Below are 12983 nucleotides of genomic sequence, written 5' to 3' on the forward strand. Positions count from 1 at the left end.
AGGCATACCATGGCTCAAGACACTCCAAAAGACAACGCAGGTTTTACCTTGCCAGCCCCGGCCTCCGCGCCGCCGGCAGCGGACGCTACCGCTGCGCCGGCGGCAGCCAGCGCCACGGCCGGCACCACCGAGCCGGCGCCCGCGTTCGATGCGGCCGGCACCACCGACACCTCGTCGCGCGACACCCTGGTGGGTGGCGTGGTGCTATTGCTGCTGTTCATCGCCTTTTTCTTCGCCAAGAATGCCTATGCGAATGGCCTGGTGGCCAAGCGCGTGCCGCCGAACAAGGCCAACGCCTCGGGCTGGTGGCTGTTCATCTTCCTGGCCAGCCTGGCGACCGGTGTCGTGCTGGCTGCCGTGAACGCGCATAAATTCCTCGCGCCATTGTTCATGGGACCGCTGGTACTCGTGGGCCTCGTTGCCCTGTTGCTCACATTTACCTCCAGCCGCCGCTAAGAAAACGCCGTAACACGCTTTATCCAAGGAATCACCATGGCAGAGAACCTGAACCAAACCATCACCGGCGGCGCCAGCGAGCGCAAGCAGGACAAGATCATCGAACTGCGCCCGACCCTGTTCATCGGCATCGGCGGCACGGGCATGCAGGTGCTGATGCGCGTGCGCCGGCGCATCCTCAACACCCTGTGGGGCGGCGCGGGCAACCGCACGCGCATCGAGGGGCTGGCGGACTTTCCCATCGCGCAATTCATCCATTTCGACCTCGACAATGGCGCCGTGATCGAGAGCGGCGAATCGCAGGCGAAAGACTTGCAGTTCGACCAGGTGAAGTTCACGGATGACGACAAGGTGGTCGAATCGTTCGACATGGACAAGTACAGCCGTGATGAAGATTCCTTGGAGAAATATCCGCATATCAAGGAATGGCTGCCGCTGACGCCGCAGCGCATCCGCGAACTGCGTTTCGACATGAGCAGCGGCGCCGGCCAGATCCGCGCCGTGTCGCGCCTGTACTTCTTCGACAAGTACGCAAAGATCCGCGACAAGATCCGCCTCAAGCTCAAGGCGCTGAAGGCGGGCCTGTCGCACGAGCGCCAGCTGGCCGAACTGGGCTTGCGCATGGAAACGAACCGTTTCCGCATCGTCATCGTCGGCTCGGTAGCGGGCGGCACGGGCTCCGGTTCCTTCCTCGACATGGGCTTGCTGGCGCGCTGGCTGGCGCGCAGCGAAGTGGGCGCGGCCGACGTCGAACTGATGCTGTTCTTGCCGACCGGCTACACCAAGGCCAACAAGGACCGCGTCGAGGCCAATGGCTATGCGGCGCTGATGGAACTGGAATCGGCGATGATGGGCAACAAGGGCTACGTGGGCCGCTGGGATGCGTACGACCGCCCGGAACTGTCGCGCGAGCCGTACAGCGAGGTTTACCTGATCGATTCGGGCAACCTGGCGCAGCAGCACACCAAGGATGTCAGCGACGTCTACCACATGGTGGCCGATTCGCTGTTCGAGGATTTCGCCTCGGCCGACTTCGCGCGCGCCAAGCGCTCGATCGCCGTCAACCAGGCGCAGCACAAGAATTCCCTGTACAACGCGCCCGTGCCGCAAGACCGCTTCGGCGACATGCGCCTGTATTTCTCGAAGCGCTTTTCCTCGTTCGGCATGGCCGTGCTCGATACGCGCCAGGAAGCGGCGCGCGACGAGCGGGCCCACCGCTGGGCCGGCGCCATGCTGCAAGCCTTCTTTGGCGTGGGCGGCACCGATGCCGGCGCCAACCGCGCCACGGATGCGCAGCGCGACAATTTCCTCGCGGCAAATATGTTCCTGAAGGGTACGCCGTTCAGCGATTTCCCCGAGTTTTCCGACAAGAGCATCGAACTGAAGCGCTCCAGCGGCGACTTCATCGATTACCGCGCCGTCGAGGAATTGCTGGAAGACCGCCACGGCCACCTGCTGGCCGGTGTGGAAAACCGGGTCAATACGCGCATCAACGATATCCGCACGGGTTTTGAGCGCAGCGAATGGCCGGCCCAGGTGCGCGATGCCATGAAGCATCTGGAGCGTGACGCCGTGCGCGACCAGGATTCCACGGCCGACACGACGGAAGACCGCATCAGCAAGCGCCGCCGCGAAGTGCTCGACGATATCAAGAAAGTCGTGCGCGACCAGCTGTATGGCTACCTGGACAACAAGGAATTCGGCGGCCTCGAATACGTGCTGTCGCTGGTGGAACAGATCAAGGACCGCATCGAGGCGCCCGGCAGCGGCTTGACGGCGCAGATCGGCGCGAATGCCGAGCGCTACCGCGAGATCAAGGAAGCCGTGCGCTCGCGCGAATACGAGCGTCTGTTGAACAACCTCGAGCAGACGCGCAGCACCTTCGGCTTCCTCAGCAACAGCGAGAAGCAGGCGGGCGTGGTGATGGACCATCTGCGCACGGAAATGGCGAATGCGCTGAAATTCCACCTGCGCGCCAAGGCGGCCGACGAAGCCGTCATCCTGCTGGGCGAACTGTCGCGCTGGCTGGGCAACCGCATCGGCGTCGATGGACAGGGCCGCGCGCAATGGAATGGCCTGGTGGGCGAGCTGCAGGCGGGCCGCGAAGGCGTGCTGGCCATGCTGGCCGAACTGAAGACGGCCAATACCATCCTGCGCAAGGACCTGGACAAGGAACACGCGACCCTGATCGTCATTCCCGTCACGGAAAAAGACGTGGCGTTGCCATCGGCGTCCACCTTGCGCCAGTGGGCCGATGAAGCCTTCAAGGACATGGGCGGCTCGAAAGCGCTGTTCCCCATGCTGGGCGAACCGGCGCAGCGCGCCTTGATCCTGGCCAAAGTCACGCGCATGGCTGAAAACATGATTGCCAGCACGGGCCTGGCCGAAGGCGCCACCAGCGTGCCGGACCCGCTGTTCGAGGCGCTCGAGCAGATGGATGTGTCCGAACGCCTGGACCGCTTCCGCAAGCTGCTGGCCTGCTCCATGCCGTGGATCGACGCCAACATGGCGGGCGACTTCACGGTGGTGTCGGACCAGTTCAAGTGCGTGATCGGCGTGGCCAACGCGGCCGCCTTCAAGGCGAAATTCGGCGCCGAACTCGAATCGTGCGTGCCGACCCAGGTGGGCATCACGGTGAGCCAGCTGGAAATCGTCGAGACGGGCTTGCGCGGACGCGCCGTCTGCTATTGCGAGCTGGCCGGCGTGCCGATGACGGTGCTGCGCGGCCTGGAAGGCTGGCGCACCAGCTACCGCAAGGAAGGCGACAACGACAAGGCGCCGACGCACACGCATATCGATCCGACGCAATTCACGCATCCGATCGCACCCAATACGGACGAGATGAAGCGCCTGGCCGAAGACTTCGGCGAATTCCTGCAGGCGATCATGCTGGGCGTGCTGACGCGCCACACGGGCCGGGTCGTGCCGCCGGGCCAGTACCAGTTTGCCGTCGAACCGGGCGACTTGCGCCGCATCGGCAACGAGCGCGCCATCCGCCAGAACGGCATGCCCGCCTCGTACGAGAAAAATATCGCGTTGCGCATCGAAGAAAAACTCGCTGCGCTTGATGCCGTGCAGACGGCGGCCATGGCGGCGCTGGCAAAATACTACGAGCGGGGCGTGTATGCGCCCAAGCTGGTGGCGCAAGCCGATGGCTCGCAGCTGCCGTATATCGGCTTTGGCAGCGCTATTTCCGCCGAGGTGGGCGCGCGCCTGCGCGAGTCGGCGCGCCGCAAGGGCATGGCCAGCGATGAGCTGGACCGTACCGTGACGACCCTGCTGGGCCGCCTGAAGGAGTGGGCGAACGTCATCGGCGACTCCGACAGCGACGCCTACGACTGGGAAGTGCGCGAGCCGGAAGACGATGGCCAGCCGCGCCTGAAGTACGCGATCAAGGCGGAAATGCTGGAAGCGGGGCGCCTGGAGCAATTGCTGCGTCCGGCCGGCAGCGCGGCAGCCGCAGCGGCGCCGTTTGGCGCGGTGGCCCCCGCCTTCGGCATGGCGCCCCCGCCGCTGGGTGGCATGCCGCCGCCCCTGGTCGAGCATCAGTATTTCCTGGGGATCAATGGCCAGCAGCAGGGACCGTTCACGGCACAGCAGATCGTGCAATACGTGCAGGGCGGGCAAGTGCAGCCGGCCACGGCCAAGGTGTGGCGCGCCGGCTTGCCGGCCTGGGTCGACCTGGCCCAGTTCGCCGAGCTGGCCCCCCTGTTTCACAGCGCGCCGCCACCGCTGATGCCGCCGCCATTGGGCTGAACGCTGGAATGACGTTGCAATGAAGGATTAGTTTTGGATATCTGCATCAAATGTAAGGGCGGCCTGTTCAGCGCTGTCAGCCATTGTCCGTATTGCGGGCAGGCGCTGGCTGGCGCCGCGCAGCCGTCGGCGCCGTTGCCGGCCGCCGTCGACCACAAGCCGCCACCGCTGCCAGTGACGCCTGTGACGCCGCCGGCGCCGGTGAAACCGCCTGCGGTGGCCGCGCCTGCGCCGAAGCCGCCACCCGTGCCGGTATCGGTGCCGAAAGTCGAGCGGTTGAAGGAAGCTCAGCCGGCACCGGCACCGGCGCCGGCCGCGCCACCGCCTAAGCCAAAGGCGCCGACAGCGCCGACACCACCGGTACCGCCTGCGTCGCCACCGCCGCCACCGCCATCGCGCGCGTGGCTCAAGTGGATAGCCGGCCTCGCCGTGCTGGCGGCCGTCATCGCCTACATGAATGGCAAGCCGGGCGGCAAGAACGCATCGGCCTGCAACGACGCCATCGACAGCGGCCTGAAACTGGTGGCGAATGGCAGCCTCGACGGCGCGCGGCAAAAGCTGGCGACGGCGAAAAACGTTTGCACGGGCAAGTCCAGCGCCAAGGCGGACGATTTGCAGGCGGCGATCAGCAAGGCTGGCGCCGCCTCGGGCGGCTGCCAGCGCAGCGTGCGCGCCATCGAACGCCATATTGACGGTCATCAATTGCAAAGCGCCGCCAAGGGTGTCGCCGCGCTCGATGCCGATTGCGCGGGCGCATCCACGGTGGACCAGCTGCGCAAGCAGCTGGCGCGTCAGCAGGCGGCGGCCGCGTCGGTGCAGGTGGGCGTGCGCCAGGCGCTCGACGGCAAGGATGCGGTGGCCGCGCAAAACGGCATCGGCAGGCTGGAAGCGATCGACCGCGAAGCGCCGGAATTGCCCCGGCTGAAGGGGGACTTGCAAGCCCTGTCCGCTGCGACAGCGGCTGCCGCGGCTGCGGCGGCGCCGTCCGAGGCGCCGGTGTCAACGCCGGCGGTGCTGGAGACGGCTCCCGTCCCGGCCCCCGCTCGTGTCGCGCCGCGGGAACCCGTGCCTGCGCGCGCGGTCGAACGAGCAGCCGTGGCGGAGGCGGCGCCGGCCGACAATGGCGCCGCCATGCGCAACGAGATGGCGCTATCGTTCCTGCGCGACGCCGAGCGTTCGCTGGCGGAGGGCAAGTTCGATGCGGCCAAGACTTACCTGGACAGCGCGCGCCGCATCGACCCCGCCAATGCGCGCATCGACAGCCTGTCGCGCCGCATCCGCGAGCGCGAACGCCAGGTGCTGCAGACGGAAACAACGATCAAATAGACTTGGAGCGAGCATGTTCAACCAGACCACCCTGCGCGCGGCTGCCGCGCTGACCATCACGGCCATGCTGGCCGGCTGCGCCACGGCGCCGATGAATCCGAATGGCGTGCGCCAGGACAATACCTATCCGCAAGGCGGGCAGGCGCCGCAGGCGGGCGCGACGGACGACGATCCGTGCAGCGTGGGCGCGACGGCGGCCGCCGGCGCGGCCGTGGGAGCCTTGCTGGGAGCGCTGGTCAGCGGCAAGAATGGCGCGCTGAAGGGCGCGGCCATCGGCGGCGGCCTGGCGGCGGCCGGTTGCCTGGCGATCAATGTCAATTCGCGCCAGACCAAGACGGCGGCGCAGGCCGACCGCGACTACATCCGCGCGCGCGGTGCCTTGCCGCGCGAACCGCAAGTGGTGTCGTACACGCCGCAGCTGAGCGCGTCCACCGTCAAGCGCGGCCAGCCGTTCAAGGTCACGTCCGTGGTGGAGCTGGTCAATGGCAGCGCGCAAAGCGTCAACGACGTGCGCGAAGAGCTGGTGGTGCTTGATCCGCAGGGTCAGCCGTTCAAGTCCGGTTCGAAAGCGCTGGCCAGCAACAATAAATCGGGCGGGCGCTTCGAGAACTCGTTCGAGCTGACCTTGCCTGCGGGCGTGTCGCAAGGCGTATATGGCGTCAAGACCAACCTGTATGTCAACGGCAAGCTGGCCGCCACGCGCGACTTGCGCACGCAGCTGGTGATGCTGGATGCGGATACGGGCGTTGACGCGCAGCTGGCGCTGCGCTGATTGCCGTATGCAAACGCGTAGGTCGGATGAGCGGGGTAAGGCCCCGCGTAAGCCGACAACACCACTAACGCCAACAATGTTGTCGGATTACGGCCTCTTGGGCCTAATCCGACCTACGCGCCGCCCGCGTAGCCATGCTGGCGCCACGCTTCATAGACGACCACGGCCACCGTATTCGACAGGTTCAGGCTGCGGTTGTCGGGGCGCATGGGCAGGCGGATGCGCTGCTCCGCCGGGAAGCCGTCGCGCAGGGCCGGATCCAGGCCTTTCGTCTCCGAACCGAACACAAACACGTCGCCGGGCAGGAAGGCCACCTCGCCGAACGGGCGCGAGCCGCGCGTCGTCATGGCGAACATGCGGGCCGGGTCGGGCTGGGTGTCGGCCAGGAACGCTGCCCAGTTCTTGTGCACCTTCATGCTGGCGTAGTCGTGGTAATCGAGGCCGGCGCGCTTCATCTTGGAATCGTCGAGGGGAAAGCCCAGCGGTTCGACCAGGTGCAGCTGCGCGCCCGTGTTCGCGCACAAACGGATGACGTTGCCCGTATTGGGCGGGATTTCAGGTTCTACCAAAACGACGTGAAACAAAATACTCTCCTTGTTAACCTATCTACTATCCAATCGGTGCTTCAGCGGCTTCAGCGCGGCGGCGTGCGCGCCACGGCCAGGATGCTGACTTTCCCTGCCCCTGCGCCCTTGCAGGCGGCCGCCAGCGCGTTGACGGTATGGCCGCTGCTCATGACGTCGTCGACGATGCCGACATGGCATCCTTGCAATAGCGCCACATAGTCCGGCGCGATGACAAACGCATGGGCCAGGTTGGCTTGCCGTTCCTGCGGCGCCACGCCGCTTTGCGCCCGTGTTTCGCGCAGCCGCAGCGCCAGCCGAGGCTGCAAGGGCAGCTGCAGCAGGCGCGCCAGCGGACGGGCGATTTCCAGCGCCTGGTTGAAACCCCGCTCGGCCAGGCGGGCAGGGCCGAGCGGCACGGGACACAGCAGTTGCGGCCGCTCCCAGTCAGACTGTTGCTGTATGGCTACATATAGCAATTGCGCAAGCAGGGGCGCCAGCGCCAGGCGCGCACCGAATTTCAGCTGCAGCAGCAACTGGTCGACGGGCGCCGCATAATCAAACGCCGTGATCGTGGCGTCAAACGCGGGCCGCTGGCGCAGGCAGCGTCCGCACAGCTTTGCCGCGTCATCGAGCGGATTGGCGCATAGGCGGCAGCGCGGCCGCAGCTGTCCCAGGTACTGCGCGCGGCAGGGCGGGCACAGCACTTCCGCGCAGCCCATGCCGCACAGCGCGCACTGCGCCGGCAGCAGGCAGGCGCCCAGCCGCAGCTTGAGCGCCTGCCATGCGGCATCAAGGCTGGGCCTGGCGGCGTTCCGCATCGCGATGGCGTCGTTCCATGTACACTGCCGACATTATCTCACCTCACCCGATTCAACATGCCAGTTCCCACCAGTCCGCCCAAAATGAGTGCGCCCATCGATGCGGTGCAAGTACGCGATTTCTTTTCCCGTCCGGCGCGCGTCGCGCCGTCGGACTTCCTGCGCCGCGAAGTATCAATGCGCATGCACGAGCGCCTGGAGCTGGTGAAGATCGCCCCCTTGCGCGTGCTCGACGCCGGCTGCGGCCCCGGCGCGGATCTGGCGCAGTTGCACAAGGATTATCCCGCCGCGCAGATTATCGGTCTCGATGCAGCGCAAGCGATGATGCAGGCGGCGCGCGCGCCGGCGTCGAAACTGGCCAGCCTGAACCAGTTCCTCAGCAAGCTCCTGCCGGCCAAGGCGGGCGTGGACTTGCTGTGCGGCGACCTCGGCGACTTGCCGCTGGCGCAGGGCAGCGTCGACCTCGTGTGGTCGAACCTGGCGCTGCACTGGCATGCCCAGCCCGACCGCGTGTTTGCCGAATGGCGCCGCGCGCTGCGCCTCGACGGCTTGCTGATGTTTTCGTGCTTTGGGCCCGACACCTTCCGCGAAGTGCGCGACGCCTTTGCCGCGGCTGACCTGTATCCGCATGCCTTGCCCTTCGTCGACATGCACGACTTTGGCGACATGCTCGTCGAGACGGGTTTTTCCACGCCCGTGCTGGACATGGAGATCATCACCGTCACCTACGACACGGCGGACAAGCTGCTGGCCGACGTGCGCGCGTTTGGCGGCAACCCGCTGACGACGCGCCGGCGCGGCCTGATGGGCAAGGCGGCCTGGCAGCGCATGCTGGCCGCGCTGGAAAAGATGCGCCGTCCCGACGGCAAGCTGGGCCTGAGCTTCGAGGTGATCTACGGCCACGCCTTCCGTCCGGCGCCGCGCGTGACGCGCAATGGGGAAGCCATCATCCGTTTCGACCTGCCCAGAAAACCCAAATAAAAGCCGAAAGAAACCGACACTTGGTCGCCATCGGCATGCCGCTGTCGCGGCAACCGTTGCAAAGCGCGCGGCGACGGGGCCAGGGGTGCGCACGATGCCGATTATTGCTTGATGGATTCAAGTTTACTTGATTATAATCGTTGATTGTTTGTCAGCTTGCTAAGCTTAAAAAACAAGGGCTGCATACAAAATAAAAAAAACAAAGCAAGACTTAATTGAAGTTACTGCATTAGTATAGTAACCATCTTCCACGCAGGGCCATTTAATGGCGGGGAAGGAAAACAGGATTCCAGCATGCTTGTCCGCCGTCGTTTTTGACAGGGCAGTCAGCATGGAATTCGCTGGTGCTTGAGGCGCAGGGCCATGTTTTGGCCGTGTTGCTTTCATGGAGGAGCGGCAGCGGTCCAGTACGGAGAAGTCCGCAGCCGTTTAAAATATCATTATTTTTGGGTGGTTGGGGAAAACATGAAACATGCAAAGCGACTTCAATCGTTGCTGCTCGGGCTGTCGCTGACAGCGTTTGGCATCGGGCGATGGGCCACGGCGGCACCGGCTGCCGGCACCTATCCAGGCACCGGTGGTCCCGTGCCGTTCGAAATGAATCTGCAACCGCCGGCGACACAGATCGCCCATGAAATCTACGATTTGCACACCTGGATGATGATCATCTGCCTGGTGATCTTCGTGGCCGTGTTCGGCGTCATGTTTTACTCCATCTTCAAGCATCGCAAGTCCCTGGGCCACAAGCCGGCCACCTTCCACGAAAGCACCACCGTCGAGATCGCCTGGACCGTTGTGCCTTTCCTGATCGTCATCGGCATGGCCCTGCCTGCCACGCGCACCGTGGTCGGCATGAAGGATACGTCGAACGCCGACATCACGATCAAGGCTACCGGCATGCAGTGGAAATGGGGCTACGATTACCTGAAAGGCGAGGGCGAAGGCATTTCCTTCCTCTCCAACCTGGCCACGCCGCGCGCGCAAGTGGGCGCGCCGGGCGTGCCGCCGACGGAAAAACGCGGCGAGAACTACCTGATCGAAGTCGACAATGAAGTCGTGGTGCCGGTCAACAAGAAGATCCGCATGGTGCTGACGGCCAACGACGTCATCCACGCCTGGTCCGTGCCCGCCTTTGGCGTGAAGCAGGATGCGATTCCCGGCTTCGTGCGCGACACCTGGTTCAAGTCCGACCATATCGGCACCTTCCGCGGCAATTGCGCCGAACTGTGCGGCAAGGAACATGCGTTCATGCCCATCGTCGTCAAGGTCGTCTCGGCCGACGATTACAAGGCCTGGGTTGATGTGAAACAAAAGGAAATGGCCGCACTGGCCGATGATCCAAGCAAGGTGTGGACCATCGACGAATTGAAGGTCAAGGGCGAGAAAGTGTATGCGGCCAACTGCGTGGTCTGCCATCAGGCGACGGGCAAGGGCGTGCCGGGTGCATTCGCGCCACTCGACGGCTCGGCCGTGGTGAACGGTCCGAAGGCGGAACAGATACACGTCTTGCTGAACGGGCAAAAGAGCGGCAAGTATCCGGCGGAAATGCCCGCCTGGAAACAGCTGTCCGACACGGAAATCGCCGCAGTGATCACTTACACGCGCAATTCCTGGTCGAACAAGGCCGAAGAGAACATCGTTCAACCAGCCGAAATCGTGGCTGCACGCAAGTAATTAGGAGCCGCATATGAGTACTAGCACGAGCACTAGCACCTTGGACCACGCCGGTCACGATCACGACCATGCCCACGATCAGCCCACCGGCTTGCGCCGCTGGCTGTTTGCCACCAACCACAAGGATATCGGGACCCTGTACCTGTGGTTCTCGTTCATCATGCTGCTGTCGGGCGGCGTGCTGGCCCTGATGATCCGTACGGAACTGTTTCATCCCGGCTTGCAATTCTTTCACCCTGAATTCTTCAACCAGCTGACCACCATGCACGGCCTGGTGATGGTGTTTGGCGCCATCATGCCGGCCTTCGTCGGCTACGCCAACTGGATGATCCCGCTGCAAGTGGGCGCTTCCGACATGGCGTTTGCGCGCATGAACAACTTCTCGTTCTGGCTGCTGCCGCCGGCCGCCATCCTGCTGGCCACGTCCTTCCTCGTGCCGGGCGGCGCCACGGCTGCCGGCTGGACCCTGTATGCGCCGCTGTCGACGCAGATGGGCCCTGGCATGGACATGGCCATTTTCGCCATGCACTTGATGGGCGCCTCGTCCATCATGGGCTCGATCAACATCATCGTCACCATCCTCAACATGCGCGCGCCGGGCATGACCCTGATGAAAATGCCGATGTTCTGCTGGACCTGGCTGATTACCGCGTATCTGTTGATCGCCGTCATGCCGGTGCTGGCTGGCGCCATTACCATGACCCTGACGGACCGCCATTTCGGCACGTCCTTCTTTAATGCGGCAGGCGGCGGCGACCCCGTCATGTACCAGCACATCTTCTGGTTCTTCGGCCACCCCGAGGTCTACATCATGATCTTGCCGGCCTTCGGCATCGTCTCGCAGATCCTGCCCGCGTTTGCCCGCAAGCCGCTGTTCGGCTATGCGTCGATGGTGTACGCCACGGCCTCGATCGCCATCCTGTCGTTCATCGTCTGGGCGCATCACATGTTTACCACCGGTATGCCGGTCACCAGCCAGCTGTTCTTCATGTACGCGACCATGCTGATCGCCGTGCCGACGGGCGTGAAAGTGTTCAACTGGATCGCTACCATGTGGAAGGGTTCGATGACGTTCGAGACGCCGATGCTGTTTTCGGTGGGCTTCATCTTCGTGTTTACCATGGGCGGCTTCACGGGCCTGATCCTGGCCGTGACGCCGATCGACATCCAGCTGCAGGATACCTATTATGTGGTGGCGCACTTCCACTACGTGCTGGTGGCCGGCTCCCTGTTCGCCCTGTTCGCCGGCTTCTACTACTGGTCGCCGAAATGGACGGGCCATATGTACAACGAGACGCGCGGCAAGATCCACTTCTGGCTGTCGCTGATCACGTTCAACGTCACCTTCTTCCCGATGCACTTCCTGGGCCTGGCCGGCATGCCGCGCCGCTACGCCGATTATCCGGCGCAGTTCACGGATTTTAATATGATCGCTTCGATCGGCGGCTTCGGCTTTGGCCTGATGCAAGTGTACTTCCTCGTGTTCGTCGTGATCCCGACGATTCGCGGCGGCAAGGCTGCCCCGGCGAAACCATGGGAAGGCGCGGAAGGCCTGGAATGGACCGTGCCGAGCCCGGCGCCATTCCACACGTTCGAGACGCCGCCCACAGTGAAGTAATGCCAGTGTCACGGGCCGGGGTGTCCTCCGGCCCGCCTTGAATAGAGTGCCTGCCATGACCGAAGTGAAAACTGAGCGTAAAAAACCGAACAACCTGCGCACCGGACTGATACTGGGGGGCCTGGCGGCCTTCTTCTTCCTGTCCGTGTTCGCCAAGCGCCTGTGGTTCTGACGTGACGACCCCGGTGCAACAGGAAACGCGCGGCCTGAACCGCAAGATGCTGGGCAAGCTGATCGTCATTGCCATCCTGATGTTCGGCTTTGGCTATGCGCTGATTCCCGTCTACAAGCAGATTTGCGAAGTGATGGGCATCAATGTGCTGACGCAAAAAGATGGCACGGTGGCCTACGACAACAATACGCAGGTCGACACGACGCGCAGCATCACCGTCGAGTTCGACGGCAATGCGCAGGGGCCGTGGCGCTTCCGTCCCGTCGTTTCGAGCATGCAGGTGCATCCGGGCGAACTGGTGACGGTCATGTATGAAGTGGTCAACACGCAGAACCGCATCGTCAATGCGCAAGCCATTCCCAGCTACGCGCCGCAGAGCGCGACGCCGCATTTCAAGAAAGTCGAGTGCTTCTGCTTCAAGCAGCAGACCTTGAAGCCGCACGAGGCGCGGCAGATGCCGGTGGTGTTCTTCCTCGATCCGGCCCTGCCGAAAGAGGTGAAGACCATCACCCTGTCGTACACGTTTTTCGAGATTGCCGGTCTGAGCCAGGCTCAAACGCCGGCCGTGCAATAGGAGAGTGCCATGGCTGAGCCAGCGAAACCTGAAAAAGCGTCGTTCCTGTATTCGCTGCGGGCCGTCGTCTGGTCGTTTACGGGCTTGCGCCGCAAGAGCGATTTCGATACGGATTCGGTCAAGCTCAATCCCGTGCACATCGTCATCGCCGGCTTCCTCGTGGTGGCTTGCCTGATCGGCGTCCTGCTTACCATCGTTAAATTCGCTGTCTCATGATTTCGCAACATCTATAACGTATAAAAACCACCCTACAAGTTTTTGAGGAGATGA

12 protein-coding genes are annotated in these 12983 nt (G+C 63.7%); 10 read left to right on the plus strand and 2 right to left on the minus strand.

The features are described 5' to 3' along the window. Nucleotides 1–9: 9 nt before the first annotated feature. The 4 genes from O0880_RS26445 to O0880_RS26460 are packed head-to-tail and all read left to right on the plus strand — an operon-like array spanning nucleotide 10 to nucleotide 6310. On the plus strand, nucleotides 10–456 hold the full coding sequence (locus O0880_RS26445; protein ID WP_071325338.1) for a hypothetical protein: 447 nt from the start codon (nucleotides 10–12) through the stop codon (nucleotides 454–456). A gap of 36 nt (nucleotides 457–492) precedes the next feature. Continuing rightward, nucleotides 493–4212: a tubulin-like doman-containing protein gene (locus O0880_RS26450; protein ID WP_289889457.1), complete on the plus strand. Its 3720-nt coding sequence runs from the start codon at nucleotides 493–495 to the stop codon at nucleotides 4210–4212. 33 nt (nucleotides 4213–4245) lie between these two features. After that, nucleotides 4246–5538, plus strand: a complete 1293-nt coding sequence (locus O0880_RS26455; protein WP_289889458.1) for a hypothetical protein — start codon at nucleotides 4246–4248, stop codon at nucleotides 5536–5538. 13 nt (nucleotides 5539–5551) lie between these two features. Next, nucleotides 5552–6310, plus strand: coding sequence for a hypothetical protein (locus tag O0880_RS26460; protein WP_289889459.1), 759 nt, complete (start codon nucleotides 5552–5554; stop codon nucleotides 6308–6310). 113 nt (nucleotides 6311–6423) lie between these two features. Here O0880_RS26460 and trmL read toward each other — a convergent pair whose 3' ends face one another. After that, nucleotides 6424–6894 (minus strand): tRNA (uridine(34)/cytosine(34)/5-carboxymethylaminomethyluridine(34)-2'-O)-methyltransferase TrmL, encoded by a 471-nt coding sequence (gene trmL, locus O0880_RS26465; protein WP_289889460.1) that lies wholly within the window; start codon nucleotides 6892–6894, stop codon nucleotides 6424–6426. Between the two features lie 50 nt (nucleotides 6895–6944). Further along, nucleotides 6945–7694 carry a ComF family protein gene (locus O0880_RS26470; protein WP_289889461.1) on the minus strand — a complete coding sequence of 250 codons (750 nt, stop codon included), beginning with the start codon at nucleotides 7692–7694 and terminating at the stop codon, nucleotides 6945–6947. 84 nt (nucleotides 7695–7778) lie between these two features. Between O0880_RS26470 and O0880_RS26475 the strand changes: the two genes are divergently transcribed. The 6 genes from O0880_RS26475 (at nucleotide 7779) to O0880_RS26500 (ending at nucleotide 12929) form a co-directional block, all read left to right on the plus strand. Continuing rightward, on the plus strand, nucleotides 7779–8675 hold the full coding sequence (locus tag O0880_RS26475; RefSeq protein ID WP_289889462.1) for a methyltransferase domain-containing protein: 897 nt from the start codon (nucleotides 7779–7781) through the stop codon (nucleotides 8673–8675). A 465-nt stretch (nucleotides 8676–9140) separates the two neighbouring features. Further along, nucleotides 9141–10349: a cytochrome c oxidase subunit II gene (coxB, locus tag O0880_RS26480; protein ID WP_071325330.1), complete on the plus strand. Its 1209-nt coding sequence runs from the start codon at nucleotides 9141–9143 to the stop codon at nucleotides 10347–10349. Between the two features lie 13 nt (nucleotides 10350–10362). Further along, nucleotides 10363–11967, plus strand: a complete 1605-nt coding sequence (gene ctaD / locus O0880_RS26485) for a cytochrome c oxidase subunit I (RefSeq protein WP_289889463.1) — start codon at nucleotides 10363–10365, stop codon at nucleotides 11965–11967. A 55-nt stretch (nucleotides 11968–12022) separates the two neighbouring features. Beyond that, nucleotides 12023–12139 carry a cytochrome oxidase small assembly protein gene (locus O0880_RS26490; protein WP_232250973.1) on the plus strand — a complete coding sequence of 39 codons (117 nt, stop codon included), beginning with the start codon at nucleotides 12023–12025 and terminating at the stop codon, nucleotides 12137–12139. 1 nt (nucleotide 12140) lies between these two features. Beyond that, nucleotides 12141–12713, plus strand: a complete 573-nt coding sequence (locus tag O0880_RS26495) for a cytochrome c oxidase assembly protein (protein ID WP_083412010.1) — start codon at nucleotides 12141–12143, stop codon at nucleotides 12711–12713. A gap of 9 nt (nucleotides 12714–12722) precedes the next feature. After that, the gene (locus O0880_RS26500) at nucleotides 12723–12929 is read left to right on the plus strand and encodes a DUF2970 domain-containing protein (protein WP_289889464.1); all 207 of its coding nucleotides are present in this window, start codon (nucleotides 12723–12725) and stop codon (nucleotides 12927–12929) included. The last annotated feature ends 54 nt before the right edge of the window (nucleotides 12930–12983 follow it).

It is taken from the genome of Janthinobacterium sp. SUN118 (genome assembly GCF_030397695.1).
Lineage (GTDB): Bacteria > Pseudomonadota > Gammaproteobacteria > Burkholderiales > Burkholderiaceae_D > Janthinobacterium.